This window comes from Xenorhabdus siamensis (assembly GCF_037996745.1).
GTDB classification, from domain to species: domain Bacteria; phylum Pseudomonadota; class Gammaproteobacteria; order Enterobacterales; family Enterobacteriaceae; genus Xenorhabdus; species Xenorhabdus indica.
In genome coordinates, this window is the sequence record NZ_JBBMXE010000003.1 from 1 (window position 1) to 17926 (window position 17926).

Consider the following 17926-nt stretch of genomic DNA (forward strand, 5'->3'; position numbering starts at 1 on the left):
ATAATTTGAACCCATAGAACCATCCCATTGAGGTTTTTCCGCGTTGCGCTATGCCCTGAAAGACCTTATGACGAGGAATACGGATGTTATGACAAACGCGCAACTCGTGGAGTCGATAAAAGCAATGCCTGTCGGTTTCCCTTTTAATCGAGTCAGATAACTGGATAAGGGGACCAAACCGGGACGGGGCAACGCTGATAAAACGGGTATAACTGAGCAAGGAGGGGAAGTCGCGGTGATGGTATCGCCAGATATGCTCCAAATAAAAGTTTTTAAAATCACGGTAATGCGACCGCTGAAAGAGGATTAAAATTGTCATGATTTCACTGGGATACATGCGGCCTTGTCTGCGGCGCAGGCGGTATCCGTTATCGAGACAAAACTGCGCCCACTGGGGCATGAAAAGACGACAAAAGTCGTCGACATCGCAGAAAATTTCAACTAACTTGTCCATGGCCTGTTCCTCCCCGGAGTCGTTTTAGGCTTTCACCAAAACTTTGTTCAGGTTAATTACCATAAAGGCGGGCACAACAGCGTCTCTAAAATCATCAACCGCTACGCCCCAAACTCGGAAAATAACACCACTGCCTATATTAACAGTGTGGCTAAGGCACTCAATGTAGATCAGTTCGAAAAGATTGAAGTGAATAAACCGACGCTGATTGGACTATCAAAAGCCATTATCCGGCACGAGAACGGCAGGCAACCGTATTCTGAGGCAACGTTTGAAAAAGCCTACAGCTTACTCTGAATCCTGAGCCTCGCAAATGCGGGGCTTCTTTTATCTGCGTACTGACGTGCGCTAAATCCAATCATGAGCTTATAGAAATAGAGCCTGAGAGATATCGCTAGGTGGCGACCTTTCATGAGGCGATATTTCTACGTCAGCAGGCTCTTATTTCTATAGGAAAGACGCAAGATGAGACTTTTAGTTAAAAAATCCAACGGCCAGCCTGTAGTCACAACAGATGTTATCGCTAATGAGTTTGGTAGAGATCATAAAAACGTCTTACAGAGCGTGAGGGGATTGATAGAAAGCAGTCATTTAGGAGAGCTTGATTTCAAGCCCTCCTCATATATCAGCAAACAAAACAAAGAATTACCCTGCTATGAGTTAACTGAACGTGGCTTCTTGATTGCTATGCCGTTCATTGGTGGCGAAAAAGCCCGTGATGGACAAGTGCGCTTGGTTGACAGTTTCATTAAGTTTCGTGAAAAGGCAACAAAAGAATCTCAAATTCAACTGGAGCGGGAAAGAGCCAGAGTTGAATACCGACCGATGACTGATGCTATTAAAAATAGCCGGGAACAGGACGGGAAAGAAACGGAGCATTTTCATTACAGTAATGAAGCCGACCTGATTAATGACATCGTGCTTGGCATGAAATCAGTCAAGTTTAAGAAGACCAATGACATTGGTAAAAGCGAAGCAATCAGGGATTACCTGACTGAGTGGCAGATTAAAGCCATTACCGAATTACAGAGAGCAAACACGGTTTTTATCTCAATGGGTTGGGATTATCACCAAAGGAAACCTGCGTTAAAAGGTATTTTTGACAAAAACTATCGCAACCCCCTGATAGAAGAACAAGTAAGGTTAAATTCATAGCGATGAAACTCAATAGCCAGTATTTTACCCTCAGTGCTTTTGTGATTGTCTCTGGCCTGCTCTGGTTCTATTACAGTGAGTATCATAACAAGGCCGAAGAATACCGCAGGTTAAAACAACAGTATGACGAACAGGTCATTGCGATAGATAAGCAGCAAGAGCGCATCAAGCAACTCCACGAAATCGACAAAACGCACACACAGGAACTCGCCCATGCCAGGACTGAAATTGACACTCTTCGGGCTGATGTTGCCGCTGGCCGTCGCAAGCTGCGCATCAAAGCCACCTGTCCCGTGTCTGAAACCGTTACCTCCTCCAGCGTGGGCGATGCAGGAACCCCACAACTTACCGAATCAGCTCGACAAGATTATTACCGTCTCAGAGAAATGATGGCGGAGAACGAGCGACAGGTTAAGTACTTGCAGGATTATATAAAGACTGAATGCAGGAGGGAGAAATGAAAGCACCAATACTGGCATCAATAAAGTTTGATACCAGCGAGTTAGATAAAAAACTAGATGAACTAAAAACCGTTTTTCTTGAAGGCATCCCTGAGTCGATTCTTAACGAGATCACCAACCTGTTTAGCAATATCATCTTTACTAATTGTTCTACCACAAGAAGAGCACTTGGTGCCGTTGATATCGTCTACCTTCTTGATATCGATTCTGGAGCGTACAACGAGATCCTTACGGCAGCCAGGACACTTAAAACCAATCTTGCTCATTAATAGCATTCCTCACTTGACTGTGGAATAACCAACTTATCAGTTTTCCTTGACTGTGGAAAGCAGGAAACCACCTCGCCTGATGTGGCTAAAAGCAGGCCTTTTATTCCCGTACCCATTCCCTGAGTGGCTACAGGAATAACGCATGCTGCCACCCGTTCCCATCGCGTACCCAACGCACACGGCTGGTGGCATTTTTATTTCTGAATTTCACCGCTTCTCGCTCGAAGCATAAACACCAAAGAACCTTTCAGGATAAGCCTTGAGGAATACCAGTAGTGGTCTGGTTAACCCTCTTTGGGCTGGTTATTCCTGAGCGCAAGGTTTATCACTAAAAGGAACTAAACCCTATGACGTTAATAACAACCAAGAAAACAAACTTGCCTGTCACAGAAGCACCTACCATGACCAGTCTGGAGATGGTGGATTACATTAACGCTGACCGCAAGGCAAAAGCTGAGGCGGAAGGATTAACGTTTCCCTGTAAGAAATACACTCGATTGCAACATAAGCATTTTTTGCAGAAAGTCCCGAAAGTATTAGGGGAAGAACACTCAGCCAAATTTTCGGCTCAGTACAAAGATAGCACTGGTCGAGAGCTTCCATGCTATCGATTCCCCAAACGTGAAGCCTGTCTGATGGCAATGAGTTACAGCTATGAGCTGCAAGCTCAAGTGTTCGACCACATGACGGAACTGGAAGCTAAATCTGGCTTCGGATTTACTATCCAACAACTGCAAGACATGCTTGTTCTGGCAAGAAGGACATCTGACGAAGACTCCTCTGATGCAGGGCGCAGGTTAAGAAAACGACAAGATGACTTGGTTACCCTCGATAAAGCCGAAAAGTTGATTGATGACCTCGGTCGGATGGGTTTCGAGTTGATTGGAGGCGGTAAACAGGAAATTGCGAATATTGGACGATAAGTTACATTCTGAATGTTTTTTCAGCATTTTATATAACCACCGTGCAAAAATTGTCGGGATTATATCAACCAGCGCAGTTGATTATGCTAAATGAGGTGGTTTTGTTTCCATCGCATAGCCCTCTTATCGGAGGGCTATTCCATGTTAATGAGTAAGGAACAGGACAATGGCTAAACCGGACTGGGGAGCATTACAAAACCAGTTCCTCGCCGAACATGCCAAAACGGGCGTCACTCCTAAAGAGTGGTGTGAAGCGCAGGGACTAAAATATGCAACTGCGCGTAGATATATAAGAAAACCCGCTGCGCAAAATGGAGTGCGCAAAACTGCGCAAGCAGAGAAGACTTCCAATATTGCGCAAAATACTCATACGCAAGCTGCGCAGGAAGAAGCGCAAGAAAACGACAGTGTTTTGAAGCAACAACATGAACAGTTTGCGCATAACATCGTTCAGGGTATGCCGCAGAAAGAGGCGGCCATTTGCGCAGGTTATTCACCTAACCGGGCTGATGCGCAAGCCGCTGTCCTGATGCGCAGACCGGATGTGCGCAGACGTATTCGGGATCTGAGACAAGAAGCGGCGCTGCTAGTGTCCTTCACAGCGAAAGACCTTGCTGACCTTTCTTTTAAATCAGCCAAAGCAGCGCTGGGCGCCAAAAAATTCGGACAGGTTGCACCGAATATCAAGAACGCTGCACAACTGACTGGCATTGACATGTCTTCTAACAAAACTGAGGTGAATGTTGATCTGGCGGGATTGAGTTACGGTAAGGTCTGCATTGTTACCCCGGCAAACTGCCCGCCTGATGCGTGGGCTGCGTACATGGATAAACTGCGCACGGGAAAGGTGACAACCCAACAATAATCAGTGGCGTCCTCTATGCGTTCAGTAGTGACTGGGTGCCGGGTGTACTGTATGACCAAACAGTCGGTTCGGTACGCTGGCGCTGGACTTATGGCGGTCGTGGCGGGGGTAAATCAGTTGAGATTGCCCGCGCATTGGTATTGTTGGGTGCGATTGAACCCATGACCATTCTCTGTGCGCGTGAGTTCCAGAACTCCATCAATGATTCGGTACTGGCCTTACTGGAATCGGAGATATACAGCCTCGGCTTATCCCATTTCTACCGGGTCAAGAATAATGAGATTGAAGGGCTGAACGGCACTCGCTTCACCTTTAAGGGATTGCGTAACAACATTAACAGCATCAAATCGATGCACGGTATCCGTATCTGTTGGGTGGAGGAAGCGCAGACCGTTTCTCAGGACAGTTGGGATATCCTCGGTCCCACCGTGCGCGCCAGTCAATCGGAAGTGTGGGTATCCTATAACCCACGGGAAGAAGAAGACCCGACCTATCAGCTAATGAAGCGCCATGAGTCCGATCCACCTGATGGTGGCGTTATTATCCGTAAGGTGAATTACAACGACAATTCATTCTTCCCCGATGTACTCCGGCATGAAATGGAGTACTGCAAGCGGGTAGATTATGAAGCCTATGAGCATATTTGGTTAGGGTTGCCTAAATCCATTAGTGAGGCGGTTATCTTCTCTGGCAAGTACCGTGAAGCCATATTCCCGGATGATCTGTGGAAGCAGGCTGACCGATTGTTCTTTGGCGCTGACTTCGGCTTTGCCAACGACCCCAGTACGTTAATCCGGTGCTTTATCCTCGACCGCAAGCTGTATATCGAATATGAGGCCTACGGGGTCGGAGTGGAGTTGGATGAGTTGCCTCAGTTCTACGACTCCATACCACTATCCCGTAAGTGGCCTATTCACGGCGATAATAGCCGGCCGGAGACGATCAGCTATCTGTCGAGGCAGGGATTTGTGATTGATGGCGCGACGAAATGGCCCGGCAGTGTCGAGGATGGCATCACCTATCTGAAAGGGTTTGAGGAAATTATTATTCACCCACGCTGTAAGCATATGCTGGAAGAAGCCAGGCTGTATTCCTACAAGACTGATCGTCTGACGGGGGAAGTCTTGCCAGTGGTATTGGATAAGCATAACCACTGTTGGGATGCGGTACGCTATTCACTGGATGGTTACATTACCAGTGTGGGCGATTTAGGTATTTGGGCTGCAATAGGAAAACAGGGATAAATAAGCCTTTCACCCCCAAATCCCCTCGAAATAGTTTTCGGGATTTTGTTAACAAATCAGTCACAAATAATCACCCTAAAATCAGGCAGAAGAGTAAGGATTTTACCTGCTTGAGATGACATTTTGCTTGAGTTGAAAATCGGCGGTGCGCATAAGTGCCATTATGTTAAATAGGCCCGGTTTTTAACAAATTATCTATGAGGTAGAGATGGCCCGTAAACAACGCCGTAACGGCGCACAAAAGCCCGTTAGGAATGCTGACGGGTATAATAACTTTACTGCCAAACTGGGGAGCTATACCCCCAACATTCAGACCGGGGGAACCTATTTACCGGGCTACGTTTCCCGCAACCGAACACAAATTGAGTTTGCTTATCGCAGTTCCTTTCTTGTGGGGGCGGCGGTGGATGCGATGGCGGATGATATGACCCGCAAGGGGATTACGATCAGTTCCCGCATGAAACCGGATGCCAAAGGGCAACTTGAAACCCTGTGGGAAGATATCGGTCTGTGGGATGAACTCAATAACACCCTGAAATGGTCCCGGCTTTACGGGGGTGCCTTGCTGGTGCTGATGATTGATGGTCAGGACATGGCAACACCGCTCAACCTGGAAACCATCAAGGAAGGCCAGTTCAAAGGCGTGATGTGCCTCGACCGCTGGACAGTAACCCCTTCATACAATGACCTGATTGATGAGTACGGGCCTTATTTTGGTAAGCCCAAGTTTTATACCGTGATCGGTGACCAGCAAGGGCTACCACAGTGGCAAATCCATTACTCCCGCATCATTCGTATGGAGGGGGAAACCTTACCTCGGCAACAGGCGAGAACCGAGAATGGTTGGGGAATGTCAGTTGTTGAACGGATCTATGAGCGCATACAAGCATTTGATACTGCCACGGTAGGCACAACCCAGTTGATACACAAGGCTCACTTGCGTACCTACAGTATTAAGGGATTACGTACAATCCTCGCCACAGGCGGCACACTGGAAGATGGCCTGATGAGACATATTGATATGATACGGGAATTCCAGACCATCGAAGGCATGACCATCATGGATGAAGAGGACGAATTCCAGACTCACAGCTATTCATTCGCAGGTATTGCGGATGTCATTCTGCGCTTTGCCGAACAGGTCTCTGGAGCAACGGGTATTCCATTAGTGAGATTGTTTGGACAGTCCCCGTCTGGGTTCAGTACCGGCGATGGCGACTTGGAGAACTACTACAGCCGGGTGAATACCTTGCAGGAGCGGAGATTGCGTCGCCCTCTTCGCTGGTTGCTGGATATTTCCCACCGTTCACTGTTTGGCGAACCGTTGCCGGATGACTTCACCTTCGAATTTAACAAGCTGTGGGAGATGTCAGATACTGACCGCTCCACAATGGCAAACAACGTTGCTACTGCCATCGGTACACTGGTGGACAGACAAATATTGCCGATACATGCCGCCATGTCAGATTTACGTAATCTGGCGGATATCATCGGCATAGGAGGATCAATCACTGATGAGGATATCGAGGAAGCAAAAACGCAGTATGCGGAGTTTGAATCTGAAACCGGCACAGCGCCGCCACTCGGAAATGAAGTATCACAACAGCCTGTTGGCGATAGCCGGCCAGATAAACAATCTGGTCAAGGACTCTTACGATGGTTCACAGGCCAGCGCTGACCAGATAATCGGGCGTCTGATTGAGTATTCACAGGCCCTTGATGACTGGGCGTATTTAGTCGGGAATAAGATGTTCTTGCAGGTCGAAAGGGAAGAGTGGGACCAATGGCGCTCAGTTTCTAATGCCATTTCCGCAGGATTACGTGATGTGGTCGGCAACACCCCGATCGGTCAGGTGGCACAGGATATTGTCTATCGTCAGATTCAACTCATGAAGTCGTTACCGCTGGAAGCGGCTGAACGGGTCAGGGATATTCAGACTCGCGCCATTCAGGCGGTGATCAATGGTGAGCGACCCGCCGCCCTCTACCAGATGATTATGCAATCCGGCGTGGTAGCAGCCGGACGGGCACGCATGATCGCCCGTACCGAAATCGGCAGAGCCACGGGCGCATTAACGCAGGCAAGAGCGCTATCCATCGGTTCCGAAGGGTATTGGTGGCGCATTGAAGGCGCAGGCACCCGACCATCACACAAGAAGATGCGCGATAAATTTGTGCGATGGGAAGATCCGCCCACGCTGGACGGCATGACAGGACATGCGGGCTGTTTGCCTAACTGCAAATGCTGGCCGGAAGTTCACGTACCCGCACCGAGAACATAGCATGAAATACTTTTTCACTACGCAACTGGGCGAAACCCGCTATGAGATGGCGGATGGCTCACTGCTCTGTAAGGACGTCCCCATTGCACGTACAGGGGCACAAACCTATTTGCCGGAAGAAATCGGCCTTGAAGGGGGCTTTGATGGACTGGTCACCGTTTACCGCACCGAAGATGAAGTGTTCTCACCGGCAACGATGGCCTCTTTTGAGGGGGTCGCGGTCACACTGGGACACCCAGAGGACGCAGACAAAAATATTGTGTTCGTCAACCCGTCCAACTTCTCAGCACTGGCCCATGGTCATATCCAGAACGTCCGGCGAGGTACGGGCGATAAGGCGGATTTACTGATAGCGGATGCCCTGATTAAACGTCAGGAAGCCATTGATGCAGTCAAGGCAGGTATCACTGAGGTCAGTTGTGGCTATGATGCCCAGTACAAACAAATCTCACCCGGCAAGGGTAAACAATATCATATCACCGGAAACCACCTCGCTATTGTTGATAAAGGGCGTGCGGGTTCCCGTTGTTCAATCGGGGATTCAGCCCCCACCACTAAGAAAGGTAAAACGAGTATGAAAGACTGGCTAAAGCAAGTCGTGAATGCCCTGAAAACCAATGATAGTAATACATTGGCACAACTGGCTGACAACGCCCCGGAGTTGCCCTCTGATGGCATGGCGTCGATTCCGGGCGTCACTATCAATATGAATACGCCCGCACAGGCTACAGCATTACCCACGGCTGAGCGGACAACTACCGACGATACCCCGAAAGAGCCGGAGAAAGCCACGGGCGATGACGATATCCCGGAATGGGGCAAGGCGCTAATTGCTAAGGTTGAGGCTTTGGGCAGTAAAACGGGCGATAGCAATACTGATGACCCTGATAAACAAACAGGGGATGAAGACGAAGAGGAAGACCGGAAAGTCACTGGTGATGCCGCTTACCGTCGTTACATTATTGCGGATGCGGAAATCATCTGTCCGGGCTTTAAACCCACAGGCGATAAGGGCCTGAAACGTCAGGTGCTGAACCATGCTATCCGCACTGGCGACAGTGCCTACATGAAATCATTCGGCATTCAAGTTGCGTCTCTGTTTGGCCGCCTGTTTACGGTCAACTTTCAGGGCAATAACACCACTATCACCCTAAAATTTAAACAGGAACCGGCGATCCGGGCTGAACTGCTGACAGCAACACAGGCCAATGCACTGAAAACCAAAAACGGTAACGTCTTTGTCCATTACAACAACGACACCGCGATTGTGCAGGAGGGGGTGATGGCAAATGGCACGTTCATTGACGAGCGTCACGGGCTGGACTGGTTACAAAACTATGTCCAGACCAACCTGTATAACCTGATGTACACCAGTACCACCAAAATTCCCCAGACCGATGAGGGCGTGACCCAACTGCTGGTGAACGTCGAACAATCTTTGTCGCAGGGAGTCACTAACGGTCTGATTGCGCCGGGGGTCTGGGGCGGCGACAGCTTCGGGGCACTGAATCGCGGCGAGATGCTGACCAAAGGCTATTACACCTACGCGCAGCCAATTGCGGAACAGGTACAGGCCGAACGCGAAAAACGTAAAGCCCCGGTGATTCAATGCGCTATCAAACTGGCGGGTGCGGTGCACTTCGCTGATGTCATTATTAACGTAAACAGGTAATAACATGGCGAATACTTATTCATTTATCGACGTGTCCGCCACGATAACCGGAGTCGGGGGTTCGGTCGATCTGGGGAATGGTGCGGCGACCTCAGAAGAGGGGATCGTGGTGGCGATGATTGAAGCCAAAAACACCATGACCATTGGTGCAGACGGTGAAGTGATGCACTCTTTACATGCAGGCAAAGGGGGCACGATTACCGTAACCTTACTGAAAACATCACCCGCCAATGCCAGACTGATGATGATGTATAACGCGCAGCAGTTCTCGTCAGCCACATGGGGCAATAACGCGATACTGATTCGTAACAAAGTCTCTGGGGACACCATCGCCGCACGTTCTGTTGCGTTCCAGAAAATACCGGATATTTCCAACGCCAAAGTCGGTAACACGCACAGTTGGGTATTTGACTGCGGCAAAATCGATACCATCTTGGGTACATTTTAACAGGGGATAATATGGAATTCGAAATCAGCGGTAAAAAATACCGCGCGGGTAAACTAAACGCCTTTCAGCAACAGGATTTAGCGGTGGCATTAATCCCGGTGGTGCCGGCACTAAAAGGCATCTGGGAAAACCTGAAACCTTCCGGTGTGGATGAAGACGGCAAACCCATCTTCTCGCTGGAGGATATGGCCGATCTGATCACGCCGCTGGTGGGGGGTATCCGCTCACTGGGGAAAGAGTCCCGCTATGAGATTAACGATATCTGTCTCTCGGTCGTGAGCCGGGAAGCCGGGGGTGTCTGGTCAGCCGTCTATGCAGGCGGGCAACTGATGTTTGATGACATCAACGGCATGGAATTACTGCGAATCGTCGGTCAGGTGATTAAGGATGCACTGGGGAATTTTTTTCCCGTTCTGCCAGAGAGCGAAGCGTCATTCCCGGACAACCCAGTCTCGATTTAGAAACCCTTCCTGACGGACGCTATTACCTGATGCGTCCGGTTCGCCACGGTATGTGTACTTTTCAGTCATTAAAGAACGGGGATATCGATCTGGCCGATATCGCCCTGATGAATGATGCGCTGGATGTAGACGCTGAAAATGAGGCCCTGATAGCACGGTGGAGAGATGAGCAACACTAACGCAGAAGTGATTAAAGAATTTTTGATCTCACTCGGTTTTGATGTCAAAGAATCTGACTCAAAAAAATTCAGTGCGGTGCTGTCCGGGGTTACCGCCAATGCTTTAAAACTGGGTGCTGCCGTGGAAAGTGCGGCACTGGCAGTCGTGGGCTTTACGGCGCAGGTGGCGGCCAATCTGGATAAGCTTTACTGGCAGGCACAACGCACAGGCGGTGCAGCGGAACAAATCAAGACGTTAGGTTATGCCGTGACACAGGCAGGGGGGACGGTCGAGGGGCTGAACGCTTCTCTGGAGAATGTAGCCCGGTTCTTACGTAACAATCCGGGCGGTGAAGGCTTCCTGCGTAATATGGGTATCCAGACCCGTGATACCAACGGACAGCTTCGTGATACCGCCTCTTTAGTCGCGCTGGTGGGCGAACGGTTGTCCGGGATGCCAAGCTATCGGGCCAATCAGTACGCCAGTATGTTGGGTATTGATGAGAATACGATGCTCGCCATGCGCCGTGGGATGGGAAGCTATGCGGCGGATTACCGTCAAATCATGCGCACGATGGGTTTTGACCCGACAATGGCAGCGAAACACGCCAACGATTTTATGACCCAGTTTTACCGGTTAAAGTCGGTCATGGGAATGGGTAAAGATAAAATCGGCGGGGAATTATCGCGTGTTCTAACACCCAGCATGGAAAAGCTGACCAACCTGATACTCAAGAACTGGCCCATTATTGAAAAAGTCATTATGTCGGTGGCAGAGGCTATTCTCACGATGGCGGACATTCTGGGGCAAATGGTCTATCGCGGCGCACAGGGGATACAAGACATTATTGGCTGGTGGGGCAAGCTGGACAGTGAAAGCAAGACACTGATTAAAGCATTCGGGGCGATTGCCGCCGCATGGTGGGCGCTTAACAAAGGATTTCTGACCTCACCGATTGGCATTATCACGGCATTGCTGGCGGCCCTGTTCCTGTTGTATGACGATTACCAGACATGGAAAGATGGCGGTAAAAGTCTTATCGACTGGAGCAAATGGGAAGGCACACTTAAGCAAATTGGGGAAGGCATTAAGCAAATGAAAGACTGGGTGCTGCAAATCAAGGATGCAGTCGGCGGTTGGGAAAATGTCTTCTGGGGATTTGCTCTATTCCTGGCGGGTAAATGGTTAACAAGTATTCTGGGTACATTGGGTAAAGTCGGCAGGGCTGCAAAAAATATAAAACTTCCCGGCGGGGGAATGATTGGGAAGGCAGGTGCTGTTGGGGTTGCCGCTGGCGTCGCTTATGAGAGTGAAGAATACATAGATTCCGCGCTTAACTGGTTGTTGGGTGACTTTGATTGGTTCCAGCGTGCCCGAACAGCGCAAACATGGTCTGATTTTGGCAATGCATTAATGGGTAAAGGCGATGCCAAATGGGTTGACGGTAAATGGATTGATAATCGAAATAAACCCAAAGAAGAGAAGCAGGCATCTGACGGAACAGAGAAAAACAAAGGAACGCCATTGCTTGAATCAATGGCAGGGCACTTTGCTATGTTGGAGAAGAAGCATGGCTTACCTCCGGGGCTACTGCACGGTGTTGCTATGACTGAATCGTCAGGCAATCCTAATGCGAGAGGTAAACCAACCGCATCAGGTATAGCTCTGGGTATGTTCCAATTTATGCCGGGTACAGCTAAACAGTATGGGTTAATAGGGAATGATGTTTTCAACCCGTATAAATCTGCGGAAGCCGCAGCCAGAATGCTCAGCAACCTCTTGAAACAGACTAATGGCAACTTGGATAAGGCACTGGCGGGGTATAATTGGGGGATCAAGTATGTGCTTGAAAAGGGCATCAATAACTTACCGGAGGAAACTCGAAACTTCCTGCCTCGTGTTAAAGGTCACATGGCAAGAGCACCTAAACCCGGTAATAAAGGGATTGATTTCGATCTGAGCATGTTTGAGAACGCCATGCCCAATATCCAAAACATGCTGAGTCATACCAGTTATACACCGGAATATCTGCGGGCGGCACAATCACTGGCACAGAACCAAACAACGATTGCCCCCACTTACAATATTCATGTCACCGGGGTTCAGTCACCGTATGAAGCGGCGGCGTTAACGGGCGAAACGGTACAGCGCAGTAACGCCATACTGGTACGCAATCTGCAAACGAAGGTGGGCTGATGGATATTTTATCAATGTTATTTTCTCAGGGGACGAGAAAAATTGGAATGATAGTTCCCAGTGTGGTGATTTCAGAAAAGCACCAGGATACTGCTGAAATTACCGAGCACCCGGTACAACGAGGAGCCGCTATCAGTGATCATGCGTATGACAAGCCGTCAGAGGTAACAATGGAACTGGGCTTTGCGGGTGGCGGCTCGCTGATTGACATATTTGATCTGGGTGAAAGTGGTTCACTTGGTTCAAGCCCCAAAGCCGTTTATCAGCAGTTACTAGCATTGAAAGCCTCAAAGCAGCCGTTCAACGTCACCACAGGGAAGCGCCAGTATAAAAATATGCTGATCCGTGCCATAGAAGTCACCACGGATAAAACCTCTGAGAACGTTCTGATGGTCACGCTGACACTGCGTGAAGTGATTATTGTTGAAACGAAAACGGTCAAAGGTGTTACCCCTCCACCGGAGCGAATGAAATCCCCTCTCGATACTGGTCCGGTTGCTGATAAAGGGACCAAGACGCCAGTCGTACCAAAACAAAAAGAGAGCATTGCAGTTAAGTTAGATAAAAGTACAGGCGGTGGCGGGCAATGGTTCAAAGATAAGTTCGAAAAACTGGGCGACTGGTTGGGAGGAAGCCAATGAATCTTGTTGAGATACCTTTACGCGCTGAAAATCAACAATTCGATATCCAACTGGGCGGCATCAATTACCGGATGCGGTTACAGTGGCGGAATTGTGCCGGATGGGTGTTAGATATTATGCACCCAAATAGCGAGCCGATTGTATCAGGGTTGCCGCTAGTTTTCGGCGTGGATATTCTGGAACAGCACCGCTATTTAGGTTTTAACGGTTCATTAATTTTTTACAGTGATAATCCAAAAAATGAGACAAACAGGGAAGAGTTAGGTATAAACGACAAGCTATACTTTATTTCATCTTAACAGGTAATCAATGGGGTTATAATGAAAAGATTATTAACTGTTTTATTTCTTTTAATGCCCCTTGCGTCAAAGGCTGGCACTCAAACTCTGGTTTGCGGAAGTGACTTTATTCAGATTGTCGATAATAACGGGCTAGTTGAAGAAGTTAGAGTTAATAATATCCCTACGAATATCGCCACTATTAGCCATAAGATAAACGACAACGGTGATGTCGATTCTTTTTTTGTATATGGATATAAAGGGACAAAAGAAATAGTACGTTTGTTTCATTCTGGAACGACAGGACGAGTAATCAAACAAAATTTTCTATTTTTCCCTAATGGTTCCCCAGAAAAACCCGGAAAACCGATAAGTAAGCCTATTTTGTGCAAATAGTTACAACAAAATGAGATGAACGCGGAAGCATTAGGCAAGAACAATAGGCTATATTTTATCTCAAATTGAAGTTGTAGTGACGTGAAAATATCTTCTTTATATACCGCCTAGTGCGGTTTTTTCTTTTATACGGAGTCACTATGTCAAAACAATGGCTTCGCGAGTGCAAGCTGATTGTGGCGGATGAGAAAGGGGAAGGCCTTGACCTCTCGGAACTGAAAATTAAATTCAATATTACCCGCCCCTCTTTTGCCTACCCGGCAACCGGTATCTTCAAAATCTATAACCTGAACGATGAAACACGCAACAAGATCCGCAAGAACGAGTACAAGATTATTCAGTTCTCAGCCGGGTACAAAGACAACTCAGGCCAGATATTTTCCGGGCAAATCCAGTACACCTATACCGGACGTGACAGCCCGACCGATACCTATGTAGTGATACAGGCCGGGGATGGCGATCAGGCATACAATAATGCGACGGTTAATATCACCATATCGGCGGGTTATACGCAGCAGGATATAGACAGGCTATTGATGCGGGATATTGAAAAGTACGGCATTACGTTTGGGATGCGCCCGGAATTTCAGTTGAACGTAGCGCCACGGGGTAAGGTTATTTTCGGTATGCACCGCGACGAAATGAATATTTTCGCCAAACAGAATAATGCCGAATGGCGTTATGAGGACGGTCAGTGTCACGTTATCCCGAAGAGAGTCTATCTCACCGAGGCGGTGGTGTTGAATCACAATACCGGGCTAATCGGGATGCCCGAACAGACGATTGGCGCGGGGATTAATTTGAAGTGCCTGATTAATCCGAAGATCCGTCCGGGTACTTTAATCCGGCTGGATAATAATTCGATTAATGAAACAGGGAAGTCTACGGGTGCTATCGCATCGAGTAACGCCCCTAACGAGATCCCCGCCGCCTTTGATACTGATGGCGATTATGTCGTGATAAACGTCAGCTACTTCGGCGATACCCGCGAGAAGGCGTACTACATGGATTTAATTTGCGTCGCTAAATCAGACCAAACACTTATGACTCAGGCAGCACTAGCTACGGATACCCGATAATGATCACTCATTTTGAACGTATGAATCACCCTGAGACGCCGTTCTTACTGATGCAAGAGTCGGTCAGTTCAGGGTTATATGTCTCTATTCCCTGCATTATCCAGTCATTCGATCCCGATGCCGTGACCGTGACAGCACAACCCGCGATACGCTGGAAAGTGACTGACAGTGAAGGAAATACCGAGTCAGTGGCATTACCGTTGCTGGTGGATGTCCCGGTAATCTTTCCTCGCGGTGGCGGGGTGACGCTGACATTTCCAATTAAGCCGGGTGATGAGTGCCTGGTGGTGTTTGCGGACCGCTGCATTGATTACTGGTGGCAGAACGGCGGGATACAGGAACCCGTAGACCCGCGCCAGCATCACTTATCTGATGGCTTTGCCATTGTTGGCCCGCAGTCTCAGGCGCAGAGAATCAGTAATATCAGTACTCAGTCTGCTCAATTGCGTACGGATGATGGCGCGGCATTTATTGAACTGAACCCTGATAACCATAACATCACGGTCAAAACCCCCGGCAAACTGACCGCCACCGCTAACAAAGGCACGGAGATCACTTCACCGACCATTGTGTTAAATGGCAATGTGATCATTAACGGCAATCTGTCACAAGGCATGGGATCTAATGGGGGTGAAGCGACGATGAATGGCCCGGTAAAAGTCAGAAACGATGTTACCGCAGGCGGTATCAGCCTGATGAGCCACACGCACGGCGGCGTTAAATCAGGCGGTGACACCACAGGAGGGCCGCAATAATGCGATATCGGCGGGAAGATATAGACGGCGATTACAGCTTCGGTCAGGGCGATAACACGTTTCTGATTGATTCCCCGGAAGCCGTCGCACAGGCCGTTAAAACCCGGCTGAATTTATGGCGCGGGGACTGGTTTTTGGATGTGGAAGAAGGCACACCTTACCGGGAGGCCGTGTTAGCGAAAAATTACACCAGTGCACTGGCGCTTCAGGAGCGTATTCTGGGTACTGAGGGCGTGACAGAAATTATCACTCTGGAGGCCCTGCGTCACCCCACTACCCGGAAAATCACTCTTACAGCCACGCTTAACACCCGTTACGGCAGAACCACAGTCACCAGCGAGCGGTAACTTATGCTTAATTTCGATACGTTAGGGCTTGCGGCCAGAATTACCGCGAGCGGCATCACTGCGCCTGATTACCCGGCCATATTAGAACGGCTGACAGGCTATTTTCGCCAGATTTACGGTGAGGATGCGTACCTTGATCCGGACAGTAAAGACGGGCAGATGCTGGCAATTTACGCGCAGGCTATCCATGATGCAAACAATACGGTTATTGCCACTTATAATTCGTTCAGTCCCTCAACAGCGACAGGTGCGGCACTCTCAAACAATGTCGCCATTAATGGTATGTCGCGGCACAGTTCAACCCGGTCAACCTGTGATGTGGAACTTATCGGTCAGGTCGGTACGGTCATCAAAAATGGTATGGTACGCGATGTGCAGGGGTATTCATGGCGACTGCCGGATATAGTCACTGTCGGCACCCACGGCACCGTGACGGTCACCGCGACCTGTCAAACTCAGGGATCAATTACTGCCGCCATTGGGGATATTGCTGAGATAGGGACGCCCACACGAGGCTGGCAGAAAGTAACCAACCATTCCGTGGCGACACCTGGCCGCACCATTGAAACCGATGCAGACTTGCGAATACGTCAGCGTAAATCGGTGGCGCTGCCCTCGCGTACCGTACTGGATGGGATGTTAGGGGCGATTAGCCTGATACCCGGTGTTTCCCGCTTAAGGGGTTTTGAAAATGACACCGGGCAGACTAATGAGTACGGCATACCCGGCCACGCTATCGCGCTCATTGTGGATGGGGGGGATGCGACGACGATTGCCAGGACTATAGCCCTGAAGAAAACGCCAGGCGGTGGCACGTTCGGGGATACGGTGATTAAAGTGGCTGACCGCCACCAAATCCCCCACCCGATACGCTTTTCCCGTCCGGCAGACGTGGCTGTTTTTATTGAAATTCATCTTATACCTTTTGACGGTTACACCACACTGGTCGGTGACCGGATTAAAACAGCCGTAGCCGATCACATTAACGCGATACATATCGGGGACAGTGTTTATCTGACCAGGTTGTTTACGCCGGCTAACTTATCCGGTGATGAAGAAGGCAAGACCTACGATATTACAGACATCAAAATCGGGCGCACGGCGGAAAGCGCGGTCACCGGTAACCTGAAAACCCGTTTCAATGAGGCCGTGACCTGCCGACCGGAAAGTATCAAACTGGTGATAACATGAGAGATTACTTAAAACTCATCACCCCGCAACACCGCGATTCACCTAAATTCGTCGCCCACGTTAATCTCATCACCCGTTTAATGTCAGACATTACCCAGTCCACCCTGCAACTTAACGAAGCGTTCTCGCTGGACAAGGCTGTCGGTGTACAACTGGATGCAGTCGGGGAATGGATAGGTCTGTCGCGTTATGTGAAGACCCCGATTGTCGGTGTGTATTTTTCGCTGGATACCGAGGCAGTGGGGTTCGATCAGGGAAGCTGGAAACGAAAATATGACAGTGACAGCGGTTTTACTGAACTGGATGATGAAACTTACCGCACCTTGCTGCGGGTGAAAATTGAAGCCAATCACTGGGACGGTTCCGGTGAAATGCTGGAAAGCATCTATCAGCGGATATTACCGGACAGCAAGACCACGTTGTTTTTCGTGGATAACCAGAATATGACAATGGATGTGTTTATGACCGGGGGTGTTATTCCGGAAGTTATTAAAGCCGTTATCCGGCAAGGCTACCTGAATATCAAGCCGGAAGCGGTACGCGTAAATAATTACATTAATTCAGCCCATTGTGGGCTGTTTGGCTTTGACATTCAACATGACGTGATCGCGGGTTTTGATACCGGCGGATGGGCCGTCAGATTATGAGGA

General features: G+C 49.1%; 21 protein-coding genes and 1 pseudogene. 20 read left to right on the forward strand and 2 right to left on the reverse strand.

The window, feature by feature from the left end; genetic code table 11:
• Positions 1–454: pseudogene (locus AAC852_RS02500) on the reverse strand (transposase); the annotation flags it as partial.
• A 465-nt stretch (positions 455–919) separates the two neighbouring features.
• Here AAC852_RS02500 and AAC852_RS02505 point away from each other — a divergent pair.
• Together AAC852_RS02505 and AAC852_RS02510 are read left to right on the forward strand one after the other, a co-directional pair.
• Positions 920–1609, forward strand: coding sequence for a Rha family transcriptional regulator (locus AAC852_RS02505; RefSeq protein ID WP_340619669.1), 690 nt, complete (start codon positions 920–922; stop codon positions 1607–1609).
• Between the two features lie 2 nt (positions 1610–1611).
• Complete coding sequence (locus tag AAC852_RS02510) at positions 1612–2070, forward strand: lysis protein (RefSeq protein WP_340619670.1); 459 nt, start codon at positions 1612–1614, stop codon at positions 2068–2070.
• A 62-nt stretch (positions 2071–2132) separates the two neighbouring features.
• Here the strand turns inward: AAC852_RS02510 and AAC852_RS19905 are convergent, their stop codons facing one another.
• Positions 2133–2345, reverse strand: coding sequence for an ECs_2282 family putative zinc-binding protein (locus AAC852_RS19905; RefSeq protein WP_420856083.1), 213 nt, complete (start codon positions 2343–2345; stop codon positions 2133–2135).
• Positions 2346–2686: 341 nt separating this feature from the next.
• Between AAC852_RS19905 and AAC852_RS02520 the strand changes: the two genes are divergently transcribed.
• The 18 genes from AAC852_RS02520 to AAC852_RS02605 all read left to right on the forward strand — a co-directional run bounded on the left by AAC852_RS02520 (position 2687) and on the right by AAC852_RS02605 (position 17923).
• A complete protein-coding gene (locus AAC852_RS02520; RefSeq protein ID WP_340619671.1) occupies positions 2687–3262 on the forward strand; it encodes a Rha family transcriptional regulator in 576 nt (191 codons plus the stop codon).
• A gap of 166 nt (positions 3263–3428) precedes the next feature.
• On the forward strand, positions 3429–4127 hold the full coding sequence (locus AAC852_RS02525; protein WP_340619327.1) for a terminase small subunit: 699 nt from the start codon (positions 3429–3431) through the stop codon (positions 4125–4127).
• Positions 4128–4162: 35 nt separating this feature from the next.
• Positions 4163–5371 (forward strand): PBSX family phage terminase large subunit, encoded by a 1209-nt coding sequence (locus AAC852_RS02530; protein ID WP_340619328.1) that lies wholly within the window; start codon positions 4163–4165, stop codon positions 5369–5371.
• 208 nt (positions 5372–5579) lie between these two features.
• Entirely contained in the window at positions 5580–7049 is a 1470-nt protein-coding gene (locus tag AAC852_RS02535) for a DUF1073 domain-containing protein (protein WP_340619329.1), read from the forward strand.
• Between the two features lie 70 nt (positions 7050–7119).
• Positions 7120–7653 carry a phage head morphogenesis protein gene (locus tag AAC852_RS02540; RefSeq protein WP_340619400.1) on the forward strand — a complete coding sequence of 178 codons (534 nt, stop codon included), beginning with the start codon at positions 7120–7122 and terminating at the stop codon, positions 7651–7653.
• Between the two features lies 1 nt (position 7654).
• On the forward strand, positions 7655–9325 hold the full coding sequence (locus tag AAC852_RS02545) for a DUF3383 family protein (protein WP_340619672.1): 1671 nt from the start codon (positions 7655–7657) through the stop codon (positions 9323–9325).
• A gap of 4 nt (positions 9326–9329) precedes the next feature.
• Entirely contained in the window at positions 9330–9773 is a 444-nt protein-coding gene (locus AAC852_RS02550; RefSeq protein ID WP_187650784.1) for a phage structural protein, read from the forward strand.
• Between the two features lie 11 nt (positions 9774–9784).
• Positions 9785–10234: a phage tail assembly chaperone gene (locus tag AAC852_RS02555; RefSeq protein WP_340619338.1), complete on the forward strand. Its 450-nt coding sequence runs from the start codon at positions 9785–9787 to the stop codon at positions 10232–10234.
• 29 nt (positions 10235–10263) lie between these two features.
• Entirely contained in the window at positions 10264–10413 is a 150-nt protein-coding gene (locus tag AAC852_RS02560) for a DUF6889 family protein (RefSeq protein WP_209028292.1), read from the forward strand.
• Positions 10400–12589 carry a transglycosylase SLT domain-containing protein gene (locus AAC852_RS02565; protein ID WP_340619673.1) on the forward strand — a complete coding sequence of 730 codons (2190 nt, stop codon included), beginning with the start codon at positions 10400–10402 and terminating at the stop codon, positions 12587–12589. Before AAC852_RS02560 ends, AAC852_RS02565 begins: the two co-directional genes overlap by 14 nt.
• On the forward strand, positions 12589–13230 hold the full coding sequence (locus AAC852_RS02570; RefSeq protein WP_340619674.1) for a phage baseplate protein: 642 nt from the start codon (positions 12589–12591) through the stop codon (positions 13228–13230). Before AAC852_RS02565 ends, AAC852_RS02570 begins: the two co-directional genes overlap by 1 nt.
• Positions 13227–13529: a phage baseplate plug family protein gene (locus AAC852_RS02575; RefSeq protein ID WP_340619675.1), complete on the forward strand. Its 303-nt coding sequence runs from the start codon at positions 13227–13229 to the stop codon at positions 13527–13529. The genes AAC852_RS02570 and AAC852_RS02575 overlap by 4 nt, the downstream gene beginning before the upstream one ends.
• Positions 13530–13550: 21 nt before the next feature.
• Positions 13551–13904: a hypothetical protein gene (locus tag AAC852_RS02580; protein WP_340619676.1), complete on the forward strand. Its 354-nt coding sequence runs from the start codon at positions 13551–13553 to the stop codon at positions 13902–13904.
• 140 nt (positions 13905–14044) lie between these two features.
• Positions 14045–14983, forward strand: coding sequence for a phage protein (locus tag AAC852_RS02585; RefSeq protein WP_340619677.1), 939 nt, complete (start codon positions 14045–14047; stop codon positions 14981–14983).
• A complete protein-coding gene (locus tag AAC852_RS02590; protein WP_340619344.1) occupies positions 14983–15738 on the forward strand; it encodes a phage baseplate assembly protein V in 756 nt (251 codons plus the stop codon). The genes AAC852_RS02585 and AAC852_RS02590 overlap by 1 nt, the downstream gene beginning before the upstream one ends.
• Positions 15738–16085: a contractile injection system sheath initiator gene (locus AAC852_RS02595; RefSeq protein WP_340619345.1), complete on the forward strand. Its 348-nt coding sequence runs from the start codon at positions 15738–15740 to the stop codon at positions 16083–16085. Before AAC852_RS02590 ends, AAC852_RS02595 begins: the two co-directional genes overlap by 1 nt.
• Before the next feature lie 3 nt (positions 16086–16088).
• Positions 16089–17276 carry a baseplate J/gp47 family protein gene (locus tag AAC852_RS02600; RefSeq protein WP_340619346.1) on the forward strand — a complete coding sequence of 396 codons (1188 nt, stop codon included), beginning with the start codon at positions 16089–16091 and terminating at the stop codon, positions 17274–17276.
• Entirely contained in the window at positions 17273–17923 is a 651-nt protein-coding gene (locus tag AAC852_RS02605) for a DUF2612 domain-containing protein (RefSeq protein ID WP_340619347.1), read from the forward strand. Before AAC852_RS02600 ends, AAC852_RS02605 begins: the two co-directional genes overlap by 4 nt.
• Positions 17924–17926 lie beyond the last annotated feature (3 nt).

Excerpts from the sequence above, each read along its gene's own strand:
- AAC852_RS02505 (WP_340619669.1), top strand. The coding sequence starts at position 920 with ATGAGACTTTTAGTTAAAAAATCCAACGGCCAGCCTGTAGTCACAACA.
- AAC852_RS02510 (WP_340619670.1), top strand. The coding sequence starts at position 1,612 with ATGAAACTCAATAGCCAGTATTTTACCCTCAGTGCTTTTGTGATTGTC.
- AAC852_RS19905 (WP_420856083.1), bottom strand. The coding sequence starts at position 2,345 with ATGCTATTAATGAGCAAGATTGGTTTTAAGTGTCCTGGCTGCCGTAAG.
- AAC852_RS02520 (WP_340619671.1), top strand. The coding sequence starts at position 2,687 with ATGACGTTAATAACAACCAAGAAAACAAACTTGCCTGTCACAGAAGCA.
- AAC852_RS02525 (WP_340619327.1), top strand. The coding sequence starts at position 3,429 with ATGGCTAAACCGGACTGGGGAGCATTACAAAACCAGTTCCTCGCCGAA.
- AAC852_RS02535 (WP_340619329.1), top strand. The coding sequence starts at position 5,580 with ATGGCCCGTAAACAACGCCGTAACGGCGCACAAAAGCCCGTTAGGAAT.
- AAC852_RS02540 (WP_340619400.1), top strand. The coding sequence starts at position 7,120 with ATGTTCTTGCAGGTCGAAAGGGAAGAGTGGGACCAATGGCGCTCAGTT.
- AAC852_RS02545 (WP_340619672.1), top strand. The coding sequence starts at position 7,655 with ATGAAATACTTTTTCACTACGCAACTGGGCGAAACCCGCTATGAGATG.
- AAC852_RS02550 (WP_187650784.1), top strand. The coding sequence starts at position 9,330 with ATGGCGAATACTTATTCATTTATCGACGTGTCCGCCACGATAACCGGA.
- AAC852_RS02555 (WP_340619338.1), top strand. The coding sequence starts at position 9,785 with ATGGAATTCGAAATCAGCGGTAAAAAATACCGCGCGGGTAAACTAAAC.
- AAC852_RS02560 (WP_209028292.1), top strand. The coding sequence starts at position 10,264 with ATGCGTCCGGTTCGCCACGGTATGTGTACTTTTCAGTCATTAAAGAAC.
- AAC852_RS02565 (WP_340619673.1), top strand. The coding sequence starts at position 10,400 with ATGAGCAACACTAACGCAGAAGTGATTAAAGAATTTTTGATCTCACTC.
- AAC852_RS02570 (WP_340619674.1), top strand. The coding sequence starts at position 12,589 with ATGGATATTTTATCAATGTTATTTTCTCAGGGGACGAGAAAAATTGGA.
- AAC852_RS02575 (WP_340619675.1), top strand. The coding sequence starts at position 13,227 with ATGAATCTTGTTGAGATACCTTTACGCGCTGAAAATCAACAATTCGAT.
- AAC852_RS02580 (WP_340619676.1), top strand. The coding sequence starts at position 13,551 with ATGAAAAGATTATTAACTGTTTTATTTCTTTTAATGCCCCTTGCGTCA.
- AAC852_RS02585 (WP_340619677.1), top strand. The coding sequence starts at position 14,045 with ATGTCAAAACAATGGCTTCGCGAGTGCAAGCTGATTGTGGCGGATGAG.
- AAC852_RS02590 (WP_340619344.1), top strand. The coding sequence starts at position 14,983 with ATGATCACTCATTTTGAACGTATGAATCACCCTGAGACGCCGTTCTTA.
- AAC852_RS02595 (WP_340619345.1), top strand. The coding sequence starts at position 15,738 with ATGCGATATCGGCGGGAAGATATAGACGGCGATTACAGCTTCGGTCAG.
- AAC852_RS02600 (WP_340619346.1), top strand. The coding sequence starts at position 16,089 with ATGCTTAATTTCGATACGTTAGGGCTTGCGGCCAGAATTACCGCGAGC.
- AAC852_RS02605 (WP_340619347.1), top strand. The coding sequence starts at position 17,273 with ATGAGAGATTACTTAAAACTCATCACCCCGCAACACCGCGATTCACCT.